The following is a 25,836-nucleotide window of genomic DNA, read 5'->3' on the forward strand; positions in this document are numbered from 1 at the left end:
ATGTCAACTAAAGTTAAATCCCCAGACAATCTGCCGAATAAGCCTGGCGTTTATATAATGCGTGATGCTACAGACACCATTATCTACATCGGAAAGGCAAAGAATCTTATTAAGAGGGTCAAATCTTATTTTAGGGAAAAGCTTGACAGACCTAAAACTCAAATTTTGATGAGTCATTTTGATAGCTTAGAGTATATAGTGACAAATTCAGAAAAGGAAGCGCTTATTTTAGAGGCCACTTTAATCAAAAAGCATCGTCCAAGATATAATGTCCAGCTGAAGGATGATAAGAGATATCCTTATGTCAAAATCACTGACGAGGAATTTCCAAGGCTGGTCATTACAAGAAACGTTACAAAAAACGGTGTTTATTTCGGTCCGTTTACTGATGCTGGTTCTGTAAAGCAGACAGTCAAATTCCTGAAGTCATTATTCAAGATAAGAACTTGCCGCAATATGAACGGCCCTTGCCTGAACTCCCAGATTGATTTATGCTATGCTCCATGTGATGGCAGGATAACCAAGGAGGAATATTCGAAGATAATAAATAAAATCGATCTGTTTTTCCAGGGTAAATATTCAACCATTGTAAAGAATCTTAAAAGGGAAATGATGCAAGCCGCTGAAAATGAGGAATTTGAAAAGGCGGCTGTAATTAGAGATCAGATTTCTTCAATTGAAGAGATTATGGAAAAGCAGTTCGTTGATTTGGCCGATGATGATTTGGACCAGGATGTAATAGCTATTGCTCCAAGCAAGGATGAGGTCGTGGTCATTATAATGCCGATTCGAAACGGAAAGATTGTCGGGCGTGATGACTTTTTGATGAGCGGTGCTCAATATGAGTCATCTTCTGAAATCATGTTCGCTTTTATTCAGCAGTATTATGGTTATAATAGGCATATTCCAAAACAGATTCTCTTGGATGAGGACATTGATGAAAAGGAATTGCTTGAGGAATGGTTAAGTGATTTGAGGGGAAATAAGGTAAAGATTAAGGTTCCTCAAAAGGGTGTTAAGTTAAGGCTTGTTAAGATGGCAAAGAAAAATGCCGAAATAATCAAGCATCAAAAGAAAAAGATGGAAAGTTCATTGATAGAGCTTAAAAAATACCTTAAACTCGAAAAATTGCCCCGTGTAATTGAAGGATACGATATCAGTAACATTTCAGGCAAGTTTGCAGTAGGTTCTAAAGTGTCGTTCAAGGACGGCAAACCGGACAAGAAAAAGTATAAGCATTTCAGGATGGAAACTCCCGGACCAAACGATTTTGCGATGATGGAGGAATTGCTGACCCGCAGATTAAAAATGATTGACTCAGATCCCGAACCTGACTTGATAGTGATTGATGGTGGTAAGGGACAGCTTGGCATGGCATGTGGTGTTTTGGAAAAACTCAATTTGACTCATATTCCAATCATTGGTCTTGCAAAGGAGTTTGAAGAAATATATCTTCCAAACACTAAACGTCCAATAATTATTCCTAAAAACAACAAGGCACTACATTTGCTTCAGCAAGTCAGGGACGAATCTCACCGTTTTGCAATAACATATCACAGAAAACTCCGTAGTAAGGATATACAATCCTCTTCTCTTGATGATATCGTTGGGATTGGTAAAAAAAGGAAAATTAATTTATTAAAAGCTTTTGGAAGCATAGATAATATAAAACAAGCCTCAATAGAGGATTTAGCTAAAATAAATGGCATGAATCAAAAAACGGCTGAAAATGTCTATAATTATTATCACTAATTTTTTATCATTTTTTTTAAAAAACAGATGATTTTCCATTAAGTTTAAATATAAGTATTTTTATAAAGTTTTTATAAGTAAATTGGAATAGGTAAATATTTATGGTTAGATGTCCGAGGTGTGGATATGATAATCCGTCCACAGCCGTATATTGTAATAACTGTGCATATCTCCTTGTAGACCATGGCGGAAAAACAATAAATAATACAAGAAGGACTCCTCGTTGGAATATGGGCACAGCTAGAAAAATTGTTATCGTTTTGGGAATTATTATTATAGCACTGTTGTTGTTTTCTTTTATTTATAATTTTAACCAGCCGTCTTATGATGAAAATCTGAATGTCATCACTGATAATGGAACCGTTCATAAATCTGCAGCATATCCTTATCGTGCCGTGATTCAATATAACGGTAGTTGGTATGCTCAAATGGGCAATCCATCTTATCTTGTATCAGAATCAGGTGAAGGTTCAGAGTCATTTGTTTTGGACTGCGCTGCTTGGGATAGAATATGTCTTGATGTTCAAAAGCAGGATGGCGGTGATGGCGAACTTAAAATTCAACTTTTAAGAAACGGTCAGGTCGTAGATGAAAAATCAACTACAAATGCTACTGGAAATCTTGTAATCAATTATAATTATTAGTTTTTTATAATTGGTTTACTTTTGTTTCCAATAATTCGATGAGTTCATCTGTTTTATATAGTCTAATTTCCTGTTCGTCCTTGTCTTTAAATATTTGAATAAATTTGATGAGGTCATTGCATAGTTGGTCGTATTGAATGTTTAGTGTGTTAAAGTTAGACATTAGTGCAACTAGTTTGTCCTGTTCTAATTTTTCATTGTCTCTTAAGATTCTTTCAATGTTAACAAAATGAGTTTCAATCATAATTTTTTCTTGTTCTAAGCTGTCTATGAACTCTTGTATTTTATTTTCGCTAGCCATTTTAATCACTTGATTTTTATAGTTAATATAAAATATAAATACTTTCATTAATATAAATTTGTATTAATATGAATGGGGCATAAAGAATGATAAAAGTTGAGAATGTAAGTAAAGTTTATGAATTGGCTGATGGGACTTCAGTCAGCGCACTTAAGAATGTAAGTTTCGAAGTTGAAGAAGGAGAGATATTGGGAATCATGGGAAAAAGTGGTTCCGGTAAGACTACACTTTTAAGGGCGATTAGAGGCGTAGAACATATTGATGAAGGAAGCATTAGTGTAGGCGATGTTAAAGTAACTTCTGAATCCTCTCAATTCTATTATAATAATCTTAAAAAAGAAACCGCAATTCACCTTCAAAGGTCCTTTGGTTTATGGCCTGACACTGTACGTGAAAATGTTTTAAGAAAATTGTATGCTCGCAGGTATTTTGATGAAGGAGATACCAATTTTGAAACTGCAGAAAGTGAATTCGGCGATGAAGCGGATGAGCTTTTAGAACTTGTTTCATTAACCCATAAGGCAGACCATTATGCATCTGTCTTAAGCGGCGGTGAAAAACAAAGGCTTATCATGGCAAGGCAGCTTGCAAAGCAACCTAAGGCTTTACTTCTTGATGAACCTGCAACCATGGCATGCCCTAAAACAAAACAAGAAATATTGGATGCAGTTAAAAAAATCAATAAGGAATTGAATATCACTGTTATTGTCGTATCTCATTTACCTGACGTTCAAAAATACCTTGCGGATAGGGTAATCCTTCTTGAAGACGGTGAAATTGCTGATGAAGGCAGCCCTGAGAAAATCTGTGACGAATTCATGGAAGACATGGACGATATCGTGGACATCAAGAACATATCAACTGATGAGGATGTTATTGACGTTAAGGATATCTATAAGAGATTCTATTTATTGACCGGTGGTGAAGTGCTTCAGATTGAAGATGTCAACTTCAAGGTCAAAAAAGAGAATATTTTAAGCATCATTGGACCAAGCGGTGCTGGTAAAACTGTGCTCCTAAGAATGCTTGGCGGTCTGGATGATCCTGATAAGGGTGAAGTCTTGTATAAGCTCGATGACGGCACTTGGGCTGACATTGACATTCCCGGCATGAACCGTATGAAGATAAGGTCAAAATTAGGATTTATGCATCAGGAATTTGCATTAAGCCATTATGCAACAGTCTTAAATCAGCTGGCTGTCCGTTTAGGTTATAAAAATGACAATATCATTAAGGAAGCTCAGGAAAGGGCTAGAAGAGTAGGCCTTAGTGAAGAATTGTTGGATTCATTTTATTTGCTCACTGATTTACCTGAAGTTGAAGCTCGTGACCGCTTAAGACAGATTGGACTTGATTCTGATATATTGGATGATCTGTTCCCAAGATTCCCGGAAACTGCAACTAAGGAAGCGGTAGCCGACATTTTCGAAAGCCTTGATTTGGACATGGACATATTGTACAGGAAATCCTATGAATTGTCCGGTGGTCAGAAGGTACGTGTAATGCTTGCATTGATTTTGGTTTCAAGGCCAAAATATTTGCTTTTAGATGAACCGTTCGGTGATTTGGACCCTGTAACCTTAAGGGATGTTACCAATGCTTTGAAAACAATTTCAAAAGATTATGGAATTACCATTGTAATGATTTCACATAACACTGACTTCATTAAAGAGTTAAGCAATAGGGCAATCTTCATGGATGACGGAAAAATCATCGACGATAGTGAAGACATTGATCAGATTGTAGGTAATTTCATTGATTTCTGTCATGCAGACTATCTGAAAGGAGATTAAGAATGTTTGATGTGATTGCAGTTCCTGTAGACGGTTCTAATTATGGATATCAGGCGGCTGACGTAGCTATTGAAATAGCTAAAAGATTCAACTCTAAAATTGCTGCCGTTCATGTTCTGGAGGAATTTTCATTCAGCAGCTATGATTCGGAAGAGGATTCTGGTGATGCGATTTTGGCAAAAATCACTGAAAAGGCAAATGAAGCAGGTATTGAGGTCATCGAACATCTGCTTACTGCAGACCCATTAAGGGACATGAAGTTCATAATAGACCAGACACGTGCGGATTTGGTTGTCATACATGCGCATGGGGCGAATAACAATAGATTCGTATCATTTGATGAGAATAATGTCTCAGATACACAAATAGGTTCAGTCTCAGAAAGGCTTATTAGGAATTCTGAAGTTCCGGTATTATTGGTAAAATAATACTTAAAAATTTTTATTTTCTTTTTTTATTCATTATAACATCTATTTTTAACTAAACATTTTAATATAATAAAAAATAAACTAAATATAACATAAATTGTTTATTATAGGAGATATTTTATGATAGTAAAAGATTGGTGCTCATTTTGCGGTGAGTGCGCTGGAGTTTGTCCAAGAAATTTAATACAAGTAAGAGAGTATTCATTAGTATTTAATGATGATGACTGTAAAGAATGTGATACATGCATTAAAGCATGTCCGATAAATGCATTAGAAAAAGAGGATTGATTATATGATTGAAACTGATGTAATTGTAGTTGGTTCAGGACCTGCAGGTTCAAGTGCAGCTAAACATGCCGCATTAGGTGGCGCTAGAGTAATTTTAATGGATAAGAAATCTGAAATCGGTTCACCAAAAAGATGTGCTGAAGGTGTTTCAATTCAAGGACTTGAAAAATTAGGAATTGAGCCTTCACCTCGTTGGGTAACTCAGGAAATCCAGGGTATCAGAATCCAAACTCCCGATGGAACTGACGTATGGATGACTAGTGAAGAAGTCAAAATACCTGAAGCAGGTTACATTTTGGAAAGAAAAGTTTTCGATAAGCATATGGCAATGGATGCTGCAAGAGCAGGTGCAGAAATCAGAATCAAAACCTTAGTAACCGGAATTGATAAGATTGAGGATGGTTATATTGTCTACACCGAATGCATGGGTGAACAAATAGATTACAAATGTAAAGTTTTAATCGCAGCTGACGGTCCTGAAGGTCACGTTGCAAGATGGGCTGGATTAAGACCTGCAGCAAAACCTAAAGAAATGGAATCAGGTGTTCAATATGAAATGTGCAATGTGGAATTCGAAAGACCTGGAGTAATTGAATTTTACTTAGGCTCATGTGCACCTGGCGGATATGTCTGGATTTTCCCTAAAGGTGATGACATTGCAAATGTTGGTTTAGCTATTTTACCGCACAAGGCTGAAAAAACAGCAAAAGAATACTTGGATGACTTTATTGCAAAATGCCCATACACTCAAAATGCTCAGGCTGTTGAGATGAATGTAGGTGGAGATCCAGTTGGCGGAATGACCAAAAAACTTTATGATGACAACATTTTAGTATGCGGAGATGCTGCCGGTCAGGTAAACCCATTAACCGGTGGTGGAATAATCTCAGGTATGACTGGTGGAATGTGTGCAGGTCAAGTTGCAGCTCAAGCTATTAAGGAAGACTGCTCCAAAAAATTCCTAAAACAGTATGATGAAATGGCTCATGCAGAATTGGACCATGATATCAAAAGATATAAGAAGGTACAGGAATACTTGCTTACCTTATCTGATGACGAATTGGACAGCATAGGACATGCATTCCAAGACGAAAGCTTTGATAAGATTTCAACCACTGAAATCGTTAAAAAATTAATTAAAGTATCTCCAAAAGCATTACTTAAATTAGGTAAATTTGTATAGGTGTGTTTCGATGATTCTAATTACTGGTGGGGCAGGCTATATAGGTTCCCATACAAATAAAGCTCTAAATAATGCAGGTTATGAAACTGTCGTTGTTGATAATCTTTCTAAAGGTTATGAGTCATTTGTTAAATGGGGGAATTTTGAAAACTGTGATTTTGGAAGTCAGGATTTAAGGAAAGTTTTCGAAAAATATGATATAGATGGTGTTATTCACTTTGCTGCTTTTTCATCAGTTGCAGAATCTGTTGAAATGCCACAAATGTATTTTAAAAATAACTATAGAAACACATTAAATCTCCTAAAGATAATGAGGGAATTTAATGTGGATAAATTTATTTTATCATCAACTGCTGCAGTATATGGGAATCCTGAAAAAATTCCAATAACTGAAGATCAAGACTTAAAACCAATCAATCCTTATGGACACTCCAAATTCATCACTGAAAAGGCTTTGGAAAGAGAAGCTGAAAAGGGTGATTTCAGTTATGTATCTTTAAGATATTTCAATGCGGCAGGTGCTGATTTTGATTGTGAGATCGGGGAATTGCATGACCCTGAAACTCACTTAATCCCATTAGTATTGGATGCGGCTATCGGAAAGCGAGACAGCATTTCCATTTTTGGAGATGATTATGACACTCCCGATGGAACTTGCATCCGAGATTATATTCATGTCAATGACTTGGCTGATGCACATATTAAAGCATATGAATACCTATGTGAAGAAAAGGAATCAAATGTCTTTAACTTGGGAAATGGGGAAGGATACTCTGTTCTTGAGATTATTGACGAATGCAAAAAAGTCACTGGCAATGATTTTGAAGTAAAAATTGATGAACGCCGTGAAGGCGATCCTGCTATTTTAATAGCGGATTCTACAAAAATCAAAGATAAATTGGGTTGGACTCCTAAATACAATCTGGAACAAATCATTGAGTCTGCTTGGAAATGGCATGAAAAAATGAATTTAATCGGGTAATATTCATGGAAACCGAAAATCATGAATCAAAAATTGATGTTCGTATAATTGTATCTGGATTGGATGTTGCACAGCTTGTATCAAAAGCTGTTAACAATATTCAACTTGAAAGGGATTATAATATAGTTGTTTCATCCATCATTCCTACCGTTGAAGTGGATATCGTTAAGAAAGTAGCTAGTGGAGCGGATATCCTTTTGATTGGCGGATATGGCCATGATGAAACTTTCAATATTCTTTTCAATGAATTGAAAACTGATTTTAATCATATTGGATTATTTGACTATAACAATATCATTATTGAAGACGAATCCATTGATGCCCATTTGGCTGAAAAGGAGATTTTAAACTCAATAATTAAATCGACACTATCTTATTCTCTGAATCTAATCAATATCCACACTCTTGAAAACAAACTGATTAAGGTAACCCACAACTATAATAATTTGCTTGATGATTATAATCAGCTTATTAAGGAAAATGAAGTCATATCTCAAGAAAATAAGGAATTGATGGAGGATTTCAAGGAAATAAAATCTGATTTTGAAGACTTCAAGCTACGTTACAACGACATTTATTCCCGCGATATTCTTGAAATCTTTAATCTGGAAGAACTCTGGCAGGAAGCTTTTAGACAGGATTTGGCCGATATGGAAAGGGTTATAATCGCCACAGAAAAGTTCAAGCCGGACAATATAATTGTTGGACAAGGTTATATTGCAGCTGAATCTAAAAGCAAGGCAATTGAATGGTTAAAGATTGTAAGAACCGCATTGATATTTGTTGATGATAATTCTGATGATTTAAAAAGAGATTCGGATGATGCTGATGAAGTTAAAGTTCCAGAAGTAAGGGACGATTATGATATTCCGGATACCTTTGAGAATTTTTGGGATTAATTGACTAAAACAATTATAATTTTATACTAGTTAAAAGATAATTATATTCATATTATTTATAGGAGTTAGCAAATGCAAGGAGAAATGGAAGATAAGTGTGGTATTATTGGATATCATTCAAAAAATGATTCTAAAAATGTTGCATCCTTTGTTTATTATTGTTTGTATGCTTTACAGCACAGAGGTCAAGAATCAGCAGGAATAGCTACTTTTAATCCAGAAAAAGGATTGAATTATTATTGTGGTATGGGCTTAATAACCGATGTTTTTAAGGATTATGAAATCCAAAATCTGTTGGGAAACATGGCTATTGGGCATGTGAGATACTCAACCACAGGCCAATCAAGGCTCGAGAATTCACAGCCTTTTGTCACTGATTTTGATGATGGATTTATAGCTATGGCTCATAATGGGGATATTGTCAATTCCGCTGAGCTAAGAGAAGAATTGATAAATGACGGCTATGAATTCAAGTCTGACACTGATTCTGAAGTGATTTGTTATATGCTTAAAAAGGAACATTACGATAATAATAAAAGCATGATTGAATCCATTGAATGCGTTTCCAAAAAATTAGTTGGATCTTATGCATTGACTATTTTGGTCAACGGTGATTTGTATGGTGTTAGGGATCCAATGGGAATAAAACCGCTTGCTATTGCTGATAAAGATGGTGATTATATTTTAGCATCTGAAACTGTTGCGTTTGATGTTGTAAATGCTGAATATATCAGAGATATAAAGCCAGGCGAAGTTGTATACTTCGATAATAATGAAATTAACTCCTACATGTTAGAAAGTGCAGGCAAATGTAAACTTTCTCACTGTATGTTTGAATACGTTTACTTTGCAAGGCCTGACAGTACAATAGACGGCGTAAACGTTTACGAAACCAGAATGAATATAGGTAAACAATTACGTAAATTGTACCCTATTGATGCTGATGTCGTTATTCCAGTACCTGATTCATCAATTCCTGCGGCTATTGGATACTCAAGAGCTTCCGGAATACCATATGGTGAAGGTTTAATCAAGAACAGGTATGTCGGAAGAACATTTATCATGCCAACTCAAGAAGAACGTGAATTGGCTGTAAGACTTAAGTTAAATCCTATAAAAGATGCCATTAAAGGCAAAAAAATTATCCTGATAGATGATAGTATTGTAAGAGGTACCACTTCCAAACAGTTGTTGGACCTTGTTAAGGAAGCGGAACCTGCTGAAATTCATTTCCTTGTAGGTTGTCCTCCTGTTATTGCACCTTGTTACTATGGTGTTGCAATGGCAACCAAAAAGGAATTGATTGCGGCTAATTATTCAGTTGAAGAAATTCGAGAACAGCTTGACATTGATTCATTAGGCTATATCACTATGGAAGCTTTGGTTGAAGCAATAGGAATGCCTAAGGATAACTTATGTTTAGGTTGTATAAATGAGGAATATCCTACAGAAATTCCTGAAGGTCTTGAAGCTGAAACTTATTACAAACCTTAGATATTTATGGTTGAATTATTAGCTCCTGCGGGAAACTTTATTTCACTTCGTGCCGTTTTGGAAAATGGTGCGGATGCTGTTTACTTTGGCCTTGAAGATTATAATATGAGGGCCAATGCAAAAAACTTTTCTCTAGATGAGTTGGCAGAAGTATCTAGAATAGCTAATGAGTATGGAGCTAAAACCTATCTGGGTACAAATATTATTTTAAATGAACGTTTGGCATCAGAACTTGAAAAAAAATTAGAAGAGATTTCAGCTAGTGAAATTGATGGACTTATTTTATCTGATATCGGTTTAATTGAAGATACGGTTTCACATGGTTTGGAAGCCCATATCAGTGTTCAGGAAAATGTTTGCAATTCCTACACCCTTAAAACCCTTAAAAAGCTTGGCGCCAAACGCGCAATTCTTTCTCGCGAATTATCTTTAGCAGAAATTACTGAAATAACTGAGAAATCCCCGATTGAAACAGAAATTTTCATTCATGGGGCAATCTGCATGGCGATTTCCGGAAGATGCTTTTTAAGCTATGGACTATATGGAAGGAGTGCAAACTGCGGGGACTGTTTGCAGCCTTGCCGTAAAAACTGGACATTGACATATGAAGAGGGGGATGATTCTGTAATCAACTTCTCTGATGTTGAAGATGAAAGGTTCATAATCACCGGAAGCGAGGATGGAAGTTATAGAACTAATTTCTTTTCACCAAAAGACATGTGCATGATTGAATATATACCTGAATTGATGAAGAGCGGTGTTGCATCATTTAAAATTGAAGGAAGAGCAAGAAGCCCGGATTATGGTGCAATGGTTACCGGAATCTATAGGCAGGCTATTGATGATTATATTGATGATCCATTGAATTATAAAGTTAAGGACGAGTGGATGGAGGAACTTACCAGCGTATTTAATCGTGGTTTCGACACTAATTTTTATTTCAATACACCATTTGAGACAAGTGAAGACAATCAATCAAAATACATTAAAAAGGACATTGGACAAGTGGTTAATTACTACAATAAGGTTAAAGCGGCCGAATTAAGGATATGGGATGATTTGAAAATCGGAGATAAGATAATTATCCAAGGCCAAACTACCGGTTCAATTACTCATACTATTGAATCCATGCAGATTGAAGGCAAATCTGTTGATAAAGTTGAAAAAGGTTCTAATGTAGCAATTGCCATTCCAACGAAAGTTAGGGAAAATGACTTTGTATATAAGTTAGTCGAGAGGAATGCTGATGATTAAGAAAATAGCTATTTACGGTAAAGGCGGAATTGGAAAAAGTACTACAGTAGCTAATTTATCTGCTGTATGGGGTAGTGATGATTTAAACTGTCTTGTTATTGGATGCGATCCAAAGGCGGATACTACACGTACATTATACGGTTCAAGAATTCCGACTGTTGTTCATACTTTAAAAGATAATAGAAAACCTGAAAAGGGTGATTTGGTTTTCGAAGGTTTTAAAGGCATTTTATGTGTTGAAAGCGGAGGTCCCGAACCTGGTGTGGGCTGTGCCGGGCGTGGCGTGATTGTAGCAATGAAACGTCTTGAAAACTTGGGAATCTTTGATGAGGATTTGGATGTCGTTGTTTATGACGTATTGGGGGATGTCGTTTGCGGCGGTTTTTCTGTGCCTTTGCGTGAAAAGTATGCTGATGAAGTTTTAATTGTAACTTCCGGAGAATACATGTCCCTTTATGCTGCAAACAATATTGTTCGAGGTGTCAAGAAACTTAAAGGTAACTTGAGCGGTATTGTATGCAATTGCAGAAACGTTGAAAATGAAGAGCAAATTGTCAACGACTTTGCTGAAAAGATAGGCACACATGTTATTGGTACAATCCATAGAAGTAATTTGATTCAAGATGCTGAATTAGATGCAAAAACAGTTGTAGAAAAATACCCTGAAAGTGATGAAGCACAAGAATACAGAGACCTTGCTTCAAGTATAATGACTAATGAAAACATATCAACTCCTGAACCTATGAGTGATGAGGAATTCGAGGAATTTTTTAAATCATACTTATAGAAAAATGTACTACTCAACTAACTATTCTTCCCCGCTGGGCGAAATGATTATTGTAAGTGACGGTGAAGCCGTTTGCGGCCTTTGGTTTTATGGACAAAAACACTTCAAGGAAAATATAGGCAAAACCATACAAAAGGATGATCTGGCTATTTTTAAAAAGGTTACAAAATTCCTTGATGATTATTTCAATGCTTTAAATCCCGAAATTGATTTCAAGCTTAAGCCAAAGGGCAGCGAATTCAGACTTAAAGTTTGGAGAATACTGTGTAAAATTCCCTATGGTGAAACATTGACATATGGTGAGATTGCAGGAAAAATTTCAAAGACAATGTCCGCTCAGGCCGTTGGAGGGGCTGTAGGCCATAACCCGATTTCCATTCTGATTCCATGTCACCGTGTTTTGGGGGCAAACGGCAAATTGACAGGTTATGCTGCAGGTATCGATAAAAAAATAGAGTTGTTAAAATTGGAAAAAAATAGGTTATGAAAACCTATATTCTTTCCCCTAATTCAATGTCTTCAATTACATCTTCCTTTTTCTGGTCGTCGCTACTTTTTTTGAAGTAAGACCAGTGCAGGATTTCTTGTTCGTAGATGTAAAGGTTTCCGAATCCGATGGAATTTTCAAATTCGAATACTTTTTCAAGGCCGTTGCTTGGCTTGTCTTCGAATGTTGAATCTTTGGCCTGTTCGATTACAAGTCTTGCCTCATCGATGTTTATGGCATAGGTTGTGTTTTCAATTTTTGAATCAATCAGATAGCTTTTTATTATTTTTTCATGGAATTGGCTGTAGATTTCTGGATTTAGGAATAATTCAAAACCTTTTATTTCACCATTGAGAATTATTAAAGCACCATTTTGACCGTCAACAATTTCAAATGCCTTTAGAAATTCCGCATGATTTATTTTCTGTGATTCATAGCTTTCAGACATTGCACTTGTATCTGATGAAAAATCGATTGATTCTTCTAGATCGTCTATTGATGACCAGACTTCTTGCTGAACGGGCATGTTGGAACGTTTTGCCCTTAATTTTGCTCTACGGGTTTTGTAGTTTGCAATGTGTGCTGAACTTCTGAATTCACTTTTATATTTCCAACGGCCATGTTCTGTACAGCTGACGGAAATCTTGCTTAGGGATTGCGGTGCTATCAGTATTGTTGAGTTCACGATTCTGTTTTGGTCTCCTCCAACAACTTCTTCACCGTCAACCAATAGCAGCGGATCAATTGATTTGTTCTTTACGATTAGGGTGTTGACTGTTGAGTGTTTGCATTCCTTTACTTCAACAAGACCCAATTCAAATCCTTTTTTTAGGGTCAATATGTCTAATTTATAGCTGTGTTCGGTTTTCAATGGAACAATGGTCATGTGTTTATGGGTCTGTGGGTTTAAAAGCTCTACATTTGAATTTATTTTTTCTACTCCGGGTATTATCATTTCATTCCTCCAGGTTTAATTTGGTTAAATCGTCAAATAGGTAGTGGATATCACTTTTTGGATTTTCCACCTCTTTTGCGAATTCTTCTGCGGTTAATACTTTTGCTATTGCTTCGCCTTTGTGGATGAATCTTATTTTTGCAACATATTCGTCTGTGATTTTGTCGTATAGTCTTCCAGCACTCATTGTTCCTATGATTACTGTTCTGGTGCTGTTTGATACATATCCTATTTTTCCGTAATGTCTCATTTCACAGGCGATTGCTTCTGAATCATATTTGTTTGTCGGTTCTTTTACTAGTTTTACCAAACCGTTTAATACTAATGGTTTTGGTCCGTGCATATTATCAAATGCCTGTATTGTTATATACATATTATCACCTTGTGTATACTTTGTGCCTTATAGTATTTAAACTTTCGCATGATGATTGCAAAATTAATTTGTAGGATAAGCTATAAATGTAGATTCATGAAGAAACTTGCAATTTTTGACTTTGACGGAACATTATTCGATTCAATTAATGATGTGGTAATATGTTTCAATAAGGCCCTGACCGTACATGAATTTCCCAATTTGACCCGTGAGGAATACATTCCATGTCTGGGTGGAAATATTGATGATATAGTTTCATTGGTCTTAAATGACAACAGCACTCCCGAAAATGTTGAAATGGTTAAGGAAACTTATCTGAACTTTTACAATGCATCTAAAAAAGAAAATACAGTTCCTTTTGATGGTGTCAAGGAAGTCTTAATGAAATTGCAGGATAAGGGAATACTGCTGGCCATCAATTCCAATAGGCTAAACTATTCCTTAAAGGAATTCGTAGGCAAATACTTTGATGATATTGACTTTGTTCTAGTCGAAGGCCATGAGTATCCAAATCCATCCAAACCTGACCCGTATGGCGTAAACAGGATTATTGAAAAGGCAAATGTCGATATCGATGAGGCAGTATACATCGGAGACTCTTCTACAGATATTAAAACCTCTCAAAATGCAGGAATTGACTGTTTGCTAGTTAAATGGGGATACGGCAATCAGGAGGATTTCGAAAACGAATATGTTTTGGATGTAATTCCAGATGTATACAGCATAGTTGACTATTTTTGAAGAAATTTAATTAAAAAAAAGTTTTAAAATCAAGAAGCAAAAAAAACTTCCTGATTATTCGATTTGAGATTTGTCTGACCTGATACCCCAGATTGAAAATACGATTGCAACAATACACAATACTGTACAGATGACTGCTATGATTCTTGAGGATGCAACAAGCAAACCCGCATTTTCCTGGGATAATGGTAAATTGCCCATGACAAATGAACATATCAGGGTCAAAAGACCCAGACTCAGTGTTTGGCCACATGACCTTAAAGTAATCTGTGTAGCAGCCGCATAAGGCGCACATTCATCAGAAACAGAACTTACAACGGCATTGGTATTTGGAATGGAAAAGAAACCTGTTCCCACTGCCAGTAAAGCCATTGCAATTATAACAATATATGTAGGGGTATTCACATCTAAAAATATTAAACCGACAATCGGAATCAGCAATATTACCAATCCCATTGTTGAAATCTTTTGCGGAAGTATCCTGTCCGAAAGCCTTCCGGCGTTCGGTGAAATTATTGCCAATATAATGGATGAAATGATTAATATGTATCCTGTAAATTGAGGATCCCATCCTTTGGCATATTGGTAATAATAATTAAAGATGACATCGAATACCGCCATAGCAAACAATGCGAAAAATCCGGTTAAGTTATAGGCCGCAAAGGTTTTATTTTTAAATAGCTTAATTTTGAATACGGGGCGCTCGTGTCTATATTCATATATTCCGAATATGACAAGTGTTAGAATACCAATGATGACAGACAGTTTTCCGGTGAATGTAAGCAAATCTGAAAAACCATAAATGAACAGACATATGCCTATTACATATAATAAACTGCCGATCAGGTCCATCTTATCGTTTTCATTGGTTATCCACTCTTCATCGATTTTTAGGAATGTGAATATTGTGCATACAATCATAAATGGCAATATAAAGTAATAGATTGATCTCCATCCGAAGTTGTTAATTAAAAATCCTGCGATTAACGGTGATGTGGTATATCCTAAATAAGTACCCACAATAACCAGACCCAAGGATTTTCCACGATGTTTCTTGTCGATGGCCAATACCAGCATTGCGGTTTCGGCAACAAGATACAGGGCAAGACCTATACCATGTATCACCCTTGATGCTAAAAACATTTCGGGAGAAATGGAAATGCATGATACGATTAAACCCAGTATAATTACCAGACAACCGGCAACAAATATTTTCTTGCATCCGAATTTACCGCAAATCTGGCCTGAAGGTATCGTAAATGCAGCAAGAATCATCAAAAAGATTGTTATAATCCAATTTTGAACAACGTTATTCATAGCAAAGTCTTTTCCAATGGTAGGTGTTGCAAGAATTGTACTATAAATCAGAAACACTGTTGAAAATGAGGTTATAAATGATACTAATATAACAAATTTTTCTATCTTTTCCATACAAGCGAACCCCTTTTTAAAATCAAATATTAATATATTTTATATCCTACTATAAAAATAATTATTATTCATTCAATTATTTTTCATCAGAATCGGATTTTGTTTTTTCAAACATTAACTATTTTTACATATAATCTAAAATGTTATATTGATGGAAAAATAAGGAGTAATCAACATGTTATTTGTAAATTATCCGAAATGCTCAACATGCCGCAAAGCAAAAAACTGGTTGGACGAACACAATATTGAATATGATTCAAGACACATCATTGACGACAATCCTGCCGCTGATGAATTGCGCAAATGGTGGGAAATATCCGATTTGCCTCTTAAAAGATTTTTCAATACCAGCGGAATGAAATACAGGGAATTGAAATTAAAAGATAAGCTTCCAGACATGACCGAAGATGAACAGCTGGATCTGTTGGCTACCGACGGAATGCTGGTCAAAAGACCGATACTTGTAGATGATGATGTTGTTCTTGTTGGATTTAAGGTAAAGGAATGGGAAGAAAAGCTATTGTAAAAAAAATCCTTTTCAAAAAAATAATAGAGAGATGGATAGAATTTTTTGATTAAACTATTTAAAGGGATTAGGTGATTTTTTTAGCTCAATGCTTTTTCAAAAAATTCTTTAGAAATCCCATGATCATGTTTTATTTAATTTGTGTTATCCGTTGGGAGGAAAATGGTGTGTCATGTTCATTCTTTGATTTTTTGATATAGCCATCTCTTAAGAAAGTGCAATATTGCGCTTTCACTACAACATAGGTTAATCATATTTAAAAGCTTTTGGTAACCATTTACTCACCATCATCGTTAACTTTAAATATATAAAAAATAATCATTAATCAGAAATTAATTTGTTGGAGGGTTTTTTGTGAACGTTAATACTCAATTAAAAAATTTCCCAATAGATAATGTAATTCAATTGATTAGGAAAAAATGGGTTGTACAAATTATAAACGATTTATTTTTTGGAAAAACCCGTTTCCATGAATTTAAAGAAGATAAACCAAAATTATCCAATAGGGTCTTAAGCAGCTGCCTTAAGGAAATGGAGGATAATGGTTTAATTAAACGTATCGTTGACAAATACGATAAAAAGAACGTAAGGTACTATTTAACTGAAAAAGGCCGTTCATTAAATAAGATTATCTATGAAATGGCAATATTCAGTGTAGATAGTGAAGACTACACAGACCAGACAAAAGATGAATTAAAAACAGTTTTTAAAGAAAGGCTGTTATAGTGATTTGGGTTCTATTCGAATCCAAAAACTACTTTTTTTATTTTCAATTATTTTTAGGATAATTTCCCATTTATCATTAACTTTAAAAAACAAAAAAATCATAGTTATATTTGTATAAAATATTTTAGGGGACAAAATATTGTTAGATATAAAATTGTTCAGAGAAAATCCAGAAATTATCATAGACTCTGAAAAGAAGAGATTTAGAGGCACTGAAAATGTTGAAAAGGTAATTGAATATGACACCTTATGGAGAGAAGGTGAAAGAAAACTCAATTCTTTAAGATCTGAAAAAAACAAATTATCAAAATCATTCAAAAAAGCAAAAGAAGAAGGCAATTTGGATGAAGTAATTAAAAGATCTAAAGAAGTGGCCAATGAGATTAAGGAACTCACAGCCAAAAACGCCGAATACCTTAAGCTCAGGGAAGATTACAGATACAAAGTTGGAAACATCATTGACGAGGACGTTCCGATTTCAGACACTGAAGATGATAATGTGGTAGTCAGAACATACGGTGAAATTCCGGAATATGATTTTGAACTGCTGAATCACGTAGACTTGATTAACAAAATCGATGGTGCAGACCTTGAAACTGCAGCAAGCATTGCAGGAGCTCGTTTTTACTACTTGAAAAGAGATATCCTACACTTAAACTTGGCATTGATTCAATTTGCACTGTCAGAACTTGAAGCTGAAGGATACATTCCAATGCAAACACCATTCTTTGTAAAAGGTGAAGTTGCAGCAGAAACCTCAGAACTTGGCGAATTTGAAGAAACTCTATACAAAGTTGAAAATGAGGACATGTACCTGATTGCAACTGCCGAACAGACCTTAGCGGCACTTCACAGAGATGAAATCATCGCACCTGATGAATTGCCTTTAAGATACTGCGCTCTTTCCACTTGCTTCAGGAAGGAAGCAGGATCACACGGAAAGGATACTTTAGGCATATTCAGAGTTCACCAATTTGAAAAAATCGAACAGTTCATTTTCTCAACCCCTGAAGATTCAAGAAATCAGCACAATCACTTGATGGAAGTAACTGAAAGGATATATCAAAAGTTAGGCCTTCCATATCAAATCATAGCTATCGTATCATCCGCCTTAAATGATAATGCGGCCATCAAATACGACCTTGAAGCATGGTTCCCAGGTTCAGGCGCATTCAGAGAATTGGTATCCTGTACAAACTGTAAGGATTACCAAGCTCGTAAAACCAAGACACGTGTTGGAAGGGCAGGTTCTGGAGATGCTCAAATCTTGCACACTTTAAACAGTACAGCTATTGCAACTGAAAGGACAATGTGCTGTATTTTAGAAAACTATCAACAGGCTGATGGTAGTGTTAAAATTCCTGAAGTGTTAGTCCCTTACATGAATGGAAAAACAGTTATTGAAGCTAAAAAATAGCTTCTTTACTTTACTTTTTTTATAATTAATTAACTCATCTTCACGAAATAATTTATAATTAAGTTTCAATAATCTATAATTATGAAAACAATTGTCATTAATGCAAGTCCGAGAAAAACATGGAATACTGCTGAAATTATGCAATCTGCTCAAAAAGGGGCGGAATCTGTAGGTGCTGAAACAGAATATTTCAATTTATATGATTTGGTTTTTACAGGCTGCAGGAGTTGCCTTGCCTGCAAGCTTAAGGAAAAAACAAAAGGTAAATGCTATTGGAGAGATGATTTGCAGCCGGTAATCGAAAAGATATTGGATGCTGATGCTCTTTTAATTGGTTCTCCAATCTACTTTGGACAGCCCACCAGCGAGTTTAGGGCTTTGCTTGAGAGGCTCATATTCTGCGTGATGTCCTATGATGATGGATCAAGCTATTTCACCGGCAAGGTCAATGTCGGAATATTCTATACAATGAATGCTCCATTGGAGTTTTATGAACAGTCCATGAAGGACAGTTTGTCAAGCACTGAATTTTTATTCTCATTTTTGAATGGAGAGATTGTAACCTATCCTGTTTGCGATACAATTCAAGTCAGCGATTATTCCAAATTCAATATGGCTGGCTTTTCACAGGAAGCAAAGGAAAAGCAATGGATATTGCAGTTTCCAAAAGATTTGGAAAAGGCCTTTGAAATCGGTGCTGAGTTAAGCAAATAGTTTTTTTTAAAAAAAGTGTGCAAATGTGCTTTTTCACACTTAAACAATTTTTATATTTTTTTAAAATAAAATTATTAACCGGGGTCGTCCCCGGCTTGGTTAATGATTTAAAATGTTTTATTGGTGATGGTTAATGTCGGTTCTTCTTTTTTGGATTGTTAACCAAGTCTTAATCACTAAGCAAATAAGAGATTCCTTCAATAATTAAGACAACACCAATAATAATTGCAAGATATAACGGGTTGTTAGCAGCAAATACTCCAAGAGCGATTGCAACAATACCCATTAACAAGACAAGTATTGATGTAAAGTTTGAGATCCTGTTTACTTTTGATATTAATCCGACTATTCCGAATAGTATCATAATGAATCCTACAATATAGAATTCGAAAGCAACCAGGAATGCTATTGCATTAATGTAGAAGATAAATAACAATCCTATAATCATTGATATTATTCCGATAATGATGATTGCAATTGCAACTTCCCTTTGTTCGTCTTTTAATGTGTATCCCATAAAAGCTGCGGAAATACCGAAGAATACTAAGCTTAAACCAACAATTATTGAAACCAATTCAGTTGAAAACATTGGGAACAGAATGAATATCAAACCTAAAACAAGGAAAAATATACCTGCACTCTTTTCATAATCCAATCGATTCACCTCCATTTATATAAACTAATTATTTATATGATGGAAATGTTATTTATAAATATGTCTGATTTTGAAGAAATTATAAACACAAGAAGAAGCATTCGCGAATATCAGGACAAAGATGTTGATGATGAATTAATATTGAAGATATTAAAGGCGGGAATGCAGGCACCTGGTTCCAGATTAGGCGCTGAACCTTGGGAATTTGTTGTAATCAAAAATAAGGAAACTCTTTTAAAACTTTCAGAAATCAAACCTAGAGTCAAAACAGCACCTGTTGCAATTTTGCTTGTAGCTAATATTGAAAGGGCATTCTATAAGGCCCATTGGCAACAGGATATGTCAGCAGCCTGTGAAAACATGTTGCTTGAAGCAGTTAATCTAGGGTTAGGCGGTCTTTGGAATGGTGTAGCGCCGACTGAAGAGACAATGAAAAAGGTAGCTGAACTGTTCGACTTGGATAACGTTAATCAGATTCCATTTTCAATAATCACATTAGGTTATCCCGCTGAAGGTTGGGAAAACAAGTTCATGGACAAATTTGATGAAAGCAGGATTCACTATGAAAAATACTAAATATGACTTTGAAAGTGTCATTGACAGAAAAGGCACCAATTGCCTGAAATGGGACTTTTTTGATGATGATTTGCCAATGTGGGTAGCGGATATGGACTTTAAGGTCGCTCCCGCTATAGAAAAAGCCATTAAGGAAAGGGCAGAGCATCCAGTATATGGATATACGATTGTTCCGGACGAGCTATTTGAAAGCTATATCGGCTGGTGGGATAGACGATATGGTCTTGAAATGTCCCGTGAGGAAATGACATATGCCATTGGGGTGATGCCGTCAATTTCATCAATGATTAGATGCTTAACTGATGAAAATGATGAGATATTAATCCAATCTCCAGTTTATCATGTATTCTACTATGTTATTGAGGACAATAATCGTAAAGTCCTTGAAAACGAACTGATTTATGAAAACGACGAATATAAAATCGATTTTGATGATTTGGATGAAAAATTGTCAAAAGTGAAAATGATGATACTTTGCAATCCCCACAACCCTATAGGCAAAATCTGGTCTGAAAATGACCTGAACCGCATTGGAGAGTTATGCAAAAAGCATGATGTTATTCTGATTTCTGATGAGATTCATTGTGATTTGACAGACCCTGGAGTCATGTATAATCCGTTCAAGCCCGATGATAATGTCATAAGATGTTTATCCCCTTCAAAATCATTCAATATTGCCGGTTTTCAAAGTTCGATAGTCCAATCAACCAATGCTGAACTATTGGAAAAGATAAAAACACAAATGCACATTGACAATTCGGATTCATGCAATGTATTCGCCACATCTGCAGTAATGGCTGCTTATAATGAGTCTGAAGAGTGGTTGGAAGAGCTGAAGGAAATATTATATGAAAACAAGCAAATCGTTAAGGAGTATTTAGCTAGTGAATTGCCAATAGTTAAATTAATCGACTGTGATGCAACTTATCTTTTATGGCTTGACTGTTCAGCATTAGAGGTTCCTTCGAAGATTCTTTCCGAGTTTTTAAGAACTAATCAGGGATTGTTTTTGTCTGCAGGAATTGATTTTGGCCAGAATGGAGATGATTTCTTAAGGTTGAATATTGCCTGTCCTCAAAAACTTCTGAAAGAAGGTTTGGGAAAGTTAAAGGCAGGTGTTACAGCTTTAAACATAATCAACAATCACTTTTAACTTTTTTTTTAATTTGAAATTTTAAAAAACAGCAATGGTATTGAAAAAAATAGTTAAGGTAGTATTTACCGTTTTAGGCAAATACTTTTTTTAATTTTAAATTGAATCTAATAGTCCATATATTTCAGGAATGACTTTCTCAAATTTGACTCCATAGGTATGTTCAGGATCGTCAATGGTCTCTTCCAATGCCCTTTTGGTGAATTCTCCTGCGATTTTTGCAGCGGAAGTTGGAGATTTGCCGACCATAATGGATCCGACAAAAGCTGAAGCAAAAACGTCACCTGTTCCGTGGGATACGTGGTCTATTTTGTCGTTGTATACGAATTCTATGGATGGAGTTTCATCTTTATCTAAAACAATCATTCCTAATTTGTCTTGCTTGTGTGTGTCCCCTTTTAAAATGACGTGTCTTTTTGTGAAGTTAGAAAGTTCATCTACCATTTCCAGCATTTCTTCTTTTGAAAATTCCTCTTTCCAAGGTTTATGTAATAAGTAGCATGCTTCTGTTGTGTTTGGAAGTACATAATCACCTATTTTACATAGTTCGCCCATGGTGTCTGCGAAATCCTGGTCAAATCCGTTGTAGAATTCGCCGTTGTCAGCCATTGCAGGGTCGACAAAAACGATTCCATCAGGTTTTAATCTGGAGTTTATGATGTCTTTTATGTATCCAAACTGTTCTATTGAGCCTATAAATCCTGTATAAATAGCATCGAAGTATATGCCTTCTTTTTCCCAATGCTCTAAAATGCCTGGAAGGTCATCTGTTAAATCTCTGACTGTATAGTCGGTAAATCCTGAAGTATGTGTGGATAAAACAGCTGATGGTATTACTGCTGTTTCTATTCCGAATGCAGAAATTATTGGCAGTGCAACGGTTATGGAGCACTGACCGTAACATGATATGTCTTGTATAGTTAAGATTTTTTTAGTTTCGCTCATTTTTTCATTCTCTCTATTGATTTAGTTAATTATATATAACCATTGTTATTTATAATTGTTGTTATAATCTATATACCATTATAATTATTACATAATGATATATATGTTTTTTGTAAAATTTATATTGATTTCTTAAAGGTTTGTTCAAATATATTTTAATATTTATATCTATTATTTCAACTATATCGAGTCGATAAAGTACTGTATCAGCCAGTCTGAAATGCTGATGTCAGAAGGATATCTGATTATTTCATCTTTTTTGAACCATTGCGCTTTTACTATCTCATCACCATCCACCTTTATATCACCTGAATCATATTCAGCGGTAAATCCAAGCATCAGTGAGTTTGGAAATGGCCAGGATTGGCTTCTTTCATATTTCAAGTTCTTAATTTTTATCCCTACCTCTTCTAAAACCTCGCGATGAACGGCATCTTCAATAGTTTCGCCGGGTTCTACAAATCCGGCTATTAATGCAAATCTGATATTGTCATGGTAGCTGTGCTTTGCCATAAGCAGTTTATCGTCTTTTCTAATTGCTACAATAATTGCGGGGGCAATGCGGGGATAATGGTTCTGACCGCATTTCGGACATTTCAGCATCATGTCCTTTTCATCCAGTTCTGTCGGTGTTGCGCATCTTCCGCAAAACCTGTGGGATATGTACCAATCATTAATAAGAACGGCTTTTCCGCCCATCAGGTACAGGTCCTTGTTGAATTCATAGACCTCATAAAGGGGATAGAAAGATTCATCGCTATTCACATTGGCTACAAATGCTTTTTTGCCCATGAAGTTTCCAATGTAAAAACAAAAATTAACATCAAAATCATCCAATACATTTGCTAGTTCTTTATTTGAATCTAAATACAACTCTCTATCGTCATTAAATATAAAAGTGTAATCATCTGCAGTTGGTGTAATCCTGTCATCAAAATCGATTTGGTAGTTTTCGTAAATGGACTTTTCTATCATGTTAATTAATATGTCTTTTGTTTAACTTAAACTATATATGAAACTATATACAAATTCTATAATGGTGATATTAAATGGTATCCGAAATTATGGAAAAAGCATTAAACGCACAATTAAACGCTGAAGTTTATTCAGGATATTTATATTTGTCCATGGCTGCTTACTTTGAAGATGAAGATTTAGCAGGATTTGCTAATTGGATGAGAATCCAAGCAGAAGAAGAATTGGAACATGGAATGAAATTTTACGACTACATTATCAGAAGAGGAGCTTCTGTAACCTTAACTGCTATTGAAGCACCACAAACCGAATGGGACGGTACTCTTGCAGCATTCGAACATGTTTTAGAACATGAGAAAAAGGTAACAGGCCTTATCAATGACCTCGTTAACTTAGCTATTGAAGAAAAAGATCATGCAACAAACAACTTCTTGCAATGGTTCGTTGAAGAACAAGTTGAAGAAGAAGAAAATGCAATGGAATTAGTTGCAAAAGCTAAATTAGCTGAAGGCGACAAAAGATTAATTTATGAATTAAACAAAGAATTAGGTGCACGTGCACCTTCCGAAGACTAGATTTTACTCTAGTCCATTTTTACTTTTTTTTTGTGATTTTATGAGTATTTACCCTGAATACCCTACTGATGAGGCTCAAGTTGATTCTACTCAATACGAATCAGAACTTATTGGCCAAAACGACTTGGGTAGTGTACATTTGCATGGTCCTTTTGGAAATGTTGAATCAAACATTAAAATTGCATATCTTATTGGAATGCATCCTCTTGAGAGTAAATCCCATAGGGCACTGTTTGAGAAATTGACTTCTAAAAGTGATTTGAATCACTGTTATTATCTCTACAATATTAACGTTCTGGATAAAAACAGCCAAAGCGAAGGAAGGGATGAAGGCCAGCTTTTGGCCCAAAAATTCGTTCGTGATGATATTATAGACAAAAATTATGATTTGTTCCTAGACATTCACTCAAACAGGGGTTCAAAAGGTCCTGGTGATTATAAGATAACCAATTTCCTTTTTGCTCCGGGCTTTGATGAAAAATCCAGCAAGTTTTTGAATGAAATTCTATCGAAAATAGATGAACTTGTCTATTATGCTCCAGAGTTCAGGTCAAGTCCGTCATACATTACAGAACCGACAGCTGAAGCGGGCATTCCAACATTGGTTTATGAGTGCTATTCATATGAAGCAATGGATTTGACATTGGAGTTAGCAGAGAAATTGATTCATGTTGTGGATAATCTTGACAGTTTTATTTAGATTAATATAATTTTTTTTAATTGAACTTATATGAAAAGCTTTATTAAACTTTATTTACATAAATATATAAGAAAAATTATTATATGGAAGTGAAAAAATGATTATTAGGGCACCTTCAAGAATACATATGTCCCTTATTGACTTAAACGGGTCATATAGAAGAGTTGATGGTGGTATTGGTCTTGCATTACAAGACCCTCAATTTGTTTTGGAAGTTGAACAGATTGAAAGCGGAATAGAACTTGAATTTGCCGACACTGTAGATGATGAAGAAGCTATTTTAGAATGTAAGGAAAAAATTCCTGACGCTGCTAAAAAGACAATAGAACATTTTGACATTGATTCTGGTTTTAAGTTTATTGTACATCAGACTTATCCTCCGCATTCAGGTTTTGGAAGCGGAACTCAAATCGCTGTTTCAACAGCTCATTTGATTACAGAAACTATGGGTATTGATGTGGAAAGTAAAGAACTAAGTACTATTGTCGGAAGAGGAGGAACTTCCGGAATTGGAACTTATACCCATGATTTAGGCGGATTTATTTTGGATGGTGGACACAGTAAAGAGGAAAAACCTCTATTTTTACCTTCAGGTGCATCAAAAGCAAAACCTGCAACATTAATTGCAAGATATGATTTTCCTGAAGAATGGAATATTCTAATTGCCATTCCTGAAATCGAAAAGCATATGGAAGGTGACGATGAGGTGGATGTTTTCCAAACCTATTGTCCGATTCCAAAAGAAGAAGTGGAACAAGTATCTCACCTGATTTTAATGAATCTTGTTCCGTTCATGCTTGAAAAAGATATTAAAAACTTTGGTTGGGCCGTAAGTGAACTTCAAAAAGTTGGATTTAACAAATTGGAACACTCACTTGATGCCAGTTACTTGCCGACTATGCAGGCCATTGAAGCTGCCGGTGCATATGGTGTAGGTATCTCATCATTCGGGCCTGTTCTCTATACTGTATTTGATGAATCCAATGAATTCATTGTAGAAAAAACCAAAGAAATCATCGGTGAAAAAGGAACTGTCTTTGTCACCAAAGCACAAAATCACGGATTTGTTATTGAAAAATAGC

The 25,836-nt window shown here is 35.4% G+C and carries 29 protein-coding genes; 22 read left to right on the top strand and 7 right to left on the bottom strand.

Features of this window, described 5'->3' with window-relative positions:
* Entirely contained in the window at positions 1 to 1,752 is a 1,752-nt protein-coding gene (uvrC, locus tag TL18_RS04095; protein WP_067041714.1) for an excinuclease ABC subunit UvrC, read from the top strand.
* Between the two features lie 101 nt (positions 1,753 to 1,853).
* Positions 1,854 to 2,396, top strand: coding sequence for a hypothetical protein (locus TL18_RS04100; protein ID WP_067041717.1), 543 nt, complete (start codon positions 1,854 to 1,856; stop codon positions 2,394 to 2,396).
* A gap of 4 nt (positions 2,397 to 2,400) precedes the next feature.
* Here TL18_RS04100 and TL18_RS04105 read toward each other — a convergent pair whose 3' ends face one another.
* The gene (locus tag TL18_RS04105; protein ID WP_067041718.1) at positions 2,401 to 2,697 is read right to left on the bottom strand and encodes a hypothetical protein; all 297 of its coding nucleotides are present in this window, start codon (positions 2,695 to 2,697) and stop codon (positions 2,401 to 2,403) included.
* A gap of 86 nt (positions 2,698 to 2,783) precedes the next feature.
* Here TL18_RS04105 and TL18_RS04110 point away from each other — a divergent pair, with 86 nt between their 5' ends.
* The 10 genes from TL18_RS04110 (at position 2,784) to TL18_RS04155 (ending at position 12,292) form a co-directional block, all read left to right on the top strand.
* Positions 2,784 to 4,490 carry an ATP-binding cassette domain-containing protein gene (locus TL18_RS04110; protein ID WP_067041721.1) on the top strand — a complete coding sequence of 569 codons (1,707 nt, stop codon included), beginning with the start codon at positions 2,784 to 2,786 and terminating at the stop codon, positions 4,488 to 4,490.
* A gap of 2 nt (positions 4,491 to 4,492) precedes the next feature.
* On the top strand, positions 4,493 to 4,918 hold the full coding sequence (locus TL18_RS04115; RefSeq protein WP_067041724.1) for a universal stress protein: 426 nt from the start codon (positions 4,493 to 4,495) through the stop codon (positions 4,916 to 4,918).
* Between the two features lie 120 nt (positions 4,919 to 5,038).
* Entirely contained in the window at positions 5,039 to 5,206 is a 168-nt protein-coding gene (locus TL18_RS04120) for a 4Fe-4S binding protein (RefSeq protein WP_067041727.1), read from the top strand.
* A gap of 4 nt (positions 5,207 to 5,210) precedes the next feature.
* Entirely contained in the window at positions 5,211 to 6,389 is a 1,179-nt protein-coding gene (locus tag TL18_RS04125) for an NAD(P)/FAD-dependent oxidoreductase (RefSeq protein WP_067041730.1), read from the top strand.
* Between the two features lie 10 nt (positions 6,390 to 6,399).
* A complete protein-coding gene (gene galE / locus TL18_RS04130; protein WP_067041733.1) occupies positions 6,400 to 7,371 on the top strand; it encodes a UDP-glucose 4-epimerase GalE in 972 nt (323 codons plus the stop codon).
* Positions 7,372 to 7,376: 5 nt separating this feature from the next.
* Positions 7,377 to 8,270, top strand: a complete 894-nt coding sequence (locus TL18_RS04135) for a hypothetical protein (protein ID WP_067041736.1) — start codon at positions 7,377 to 7,379, stop codon at positions 8,268 to 8,270.
* Between the two features lie 72 nt (positions 8,271 to 8,342).
* Positions 8,343 to 9,764, top strand: a complete 1,422-nt coding sequence (purF, locus tag TL18_RS04140) for an amidophosphoribosyltransferase (protein ID WP_197031848.1) — start codon at positions 8,343 to 8,345, stop codon at positions 9,762 to 9,764.
* Positions 9,765 to 9,770: 6 nt separating this feature from the next.
* Complete coding sequence (locus TL18_RS04145) at positions 9,771 to 11,018, top strand: U32 family peptidase (RefSeq protein ID WP_067041739.1); 1,248 nt, start codon at positions 9,771 to 9,773, stop codon at positions 11,016 to 11,018.
* Complete coding sequence (cfbC, locus tag TL18_RS04150; RefSeq protein WP_067041742.1) at positions 11,011 to 11,805, top strand: Ni-sirohydrochlorin a,c-diamide reductive cyclase ATP-dependent reductase subunit; 795 nt, start codon at positions 11,011 to 11,013, stop codon at positions 11,803 to 11,805. Before TL18_RS04145 ends, cfbC begins: the two co-directional genes overlap by 8 nt.
* Before the next feature lie 4 nt (positions 11,806 to 11,809).
* On the top strand, positions 11,810 to 12,292 hold the full coding sequence (locus TL18_RS04155) for a methylated-DNA--[protein]-cysteine S-methyltransferase (RefSeq protein WP_067041745.1): 483 nt from the start codon (positions 11,810 to 11,812) through the stop codon (positions 12,290 to 12,292).
* 4 nt (positions 12,293 to 12,296) lie between these two features.
* On the opposite strand, the gene TL18_RS04160 is transcribed toward TL18_RS04155, so the two are convergent.
* Entirely contained in the window at positions 12,297 to 13,247 is a 951-nt protein-coding gene (locus TL18_RS04160) for an ARPP-1 family domain-containing protein (protein ID WP_067041747.1), read from the bottom strand.
* Between the two features lies 1 nt (position 13,248).
* Positions 13,249 to 13,620, bottom strand: coding sequence for a hypothetical protein (locus TL18_RS04165; RefSeq protein WP_082706362.1), 372 nt, complete (start codon positions 13,618 to 13,620; stop codon positions 13,249 to 13,251).
* 96 nt (positions 13,621 to 13,716) lie between these two features.
* On the opposite strand from TL18_RS04165, the gene TL18_RS04170 reads away from it, so the two are divergent.
* Positions 13,717 to 14,361, top strand: coding sequence for an HAD family hydrolase (locus tag TL18_RS04170; protein WP_067041751.1), 645 nt, complete (start codon positions 13,717 to 13,719; stop codon positions 14,359 to 14,361).
* Between the two features lie 54 nt (positions 14,362 to 14,415).
* Here the strand turns inward: TL18_RS04170 and TL18_RS04175 are convergent, their stop codons facing one another.
* The gene (locus TL18_RS04175; RefSeq protein WP_067041754.1) at positions 14,416 to 15,792 is read right to left on the bottom strand and encodes an MFS transporter; all 1,377 of its coding nucleotides are present in this window, start codon (positions 15,790 to 15,792) and stop codon (positions 14,416 to 14,418) included.
* A 175-nt stretch (positions 15,793 to 15,967) separates the two neighbouring features.
* Between TL18_RS04175 and TL18_RS04180 the strand changes: the two genes are divergently transcribed.
* The 4 genes from TL18_RS04180 to TL18_RS04195 all read left to right on the top strand — a co-directional run bounded on the left by TL18_RS04180 (position 15,968) and on the right by TL18_RS04195 (position 19,175).
* Positions 15,968 to 16,318: an arsenate reductase family protein gene (locus tag TL18_RS04180; RefSeq protein WP_067041758.1), complete on the top strand. Its 351-nt coding sequence runs from the start codon at positions 15,968 to 15,970 to the stop codon at positions 16,316 to 16,318.
* A 354-nt stretch (positions 16,319 to 16,672) separates the two neighbouring features.
* Positions 16,673 to 17,044, top strand: a complete 372-nt coding sequence (locus tag TL18_RS04185) for a helix-turn-helix domain-containing protein (protein ID WP_067041760.1) — start codon at positions 16,673 to 16,675, stop codon at positions 17,042 to 17,044.
* 139 nt (positions 17,045 to 17,183) lie between these two features.
* Positions 17,184 to 18,461 (top strand): serine--tRNA ligase, encoded by a 1,278-nt coding sequence (gene serS, locus TL18_RS04190; RefSeq protein WP_067041763.1) that lies wholly within the window; start codon positions 17,184 to 17,186, stop codon positions 18,459 to 18,461.
* Positions 18,462 to 18,542: 81 nt separating this feature from the next.
* Entirely contained in the window at positions 18,543 to 19,175 is a 633-nt protein-coding gene (locus TL18_RS04195) for a flavodoxin family protein (protein WP_156064556.1), read from the top strand.
* A gap of 169 nt (positions 19,176 to 19,344) precedes the next feature.
* Here TL18_RS04195 and TL18_RS04200 read toward each other — a convergent pair whose 3' ends face one another.
* Positions 19,345 to 19,830 carry a DUF308 domain-containing protein gene (locus tag TL18_RS04200; RefSeq protein ID WP_067041768.1) on the bottom strand — a complete coding sequence of 162 codons (486 nt, stop codon included), beginning with the start codon at positions 19,828 to 19,830 and terminating at the stop codon, positions 19,345 to 19,347.
* Between the two features lie 60 nt (positions 19,831 to 19,890).
* Between TL18_RS04200 and TL18_RS04205 the strand changes: the two genes are divergently transcribed.
* On the top strand, positions 19,891 to 20,406 hold the full coding sequence (locus tag TL18_RS04205; RefSeq protein WP_067041771.1) for a nitroreductase family protein: 516 nt from the start codon (positions 19,891 to 19,893) through the stop codon (positions 20,404 to 20,406).
* Positions 20,393 to 21,559: a MalY/PatB family protein gene (locus TL18_RS04210; RefSeq protein WP_067041774.1), complete on the top strand. Its 1,167-nt coding sequence runs from the start codon at positions 20,393 to 20,395 to the stop codon at positions 21,557 to 21,559. Before TL18_RS04205 ends, TL18_RS04210 begins: the two co-directional genes overlap by 14 nt.
* 96 nt (positions 21,560 to 21,655) lie before the next feature.
* Here TL18_RS04210 and TL18_RS04215 read toward each other — a convergent pair whose 3' ends face one another.
* Positions 21,656 to 22,504: a pyridoxamine kinase gene (locus TL18_RS04215; RefSeq protein WP_067041777.1), complete on the bottom strand. Its 849-nt coding sequence runs from the start codon at positions 22,502 to 22,504 to the stop codon at positions 21,656 to 21,658.
* Between the two features lie 180 nt (positions 22,505 to 22,684).
* A complete protein-coding gene (nudC, locus tag TL18_RS04220) occupies positions 22,685 to 23,479 on the bottom strand; it encodes an NAD(+) diphosphatase (protein WP_067041780.1) in 795 nt (264 codons plus the stop codon).
* A gap of 74 nt (positions 23,480 to 23,553) precedes the next feature.
* On the opposite strand from nudC, the gene TL18_RS04225 reads away from it, so the two are divergent.
* The 3 genes from TL18_RS04225 to TL18_RS04235 all read left to right on the top strand — a co-directional run bounded on the left by TL18_RS04225 (position 23,554) and on the right by TL18_RS04235 (position 25,835).
* Positions 23,554 to 24,054: a ferritin gene (locus tag TL18_RS04225; protein ID WP_067041783.1), complete on the top strand. Its 501-nt coding sequence runs from the start codon at positions 23,554 to 23,556 to the stop codon at positions 24,052 to 24,054.
* A gap of 40 nt (positions 24,055 to 24,094) precedes the next feature.
* Entirely contained in the window at positions 24,095 to 24,754 is a 660-nt protein-coding gene (locus TL18_RS04230; RefSeq protein ID WP_067041786.1) for a hypothetical protein, read from the top strand.
* 97 nt (positions 24,755 to 24,851) lie between these two features.
* Positions 24,852 to 25,835 (top strand): beta-ribofuranosylaminobenzene 5'-phosphate synthase, encoded by a 984-nt coding sequence (locus TL18_RS04235; protein WP_067041789.1) that lies wholly within the window; start codon positions 24,852 to 24,854, stop codon positions 25,833 to 25,835.
* The last annotated feature ends 1 nt before the right edge of the window (position 25,836 follow it).

The organism is Methanobrevibacter sp. YE315 (genome assembly GCF_001548675.1).
Classification (GTDB): Archaea; Methanobacteriota; Methanobacteria; order Methanobacteriales; family Methanobacteriaceae; genus Methanocatella.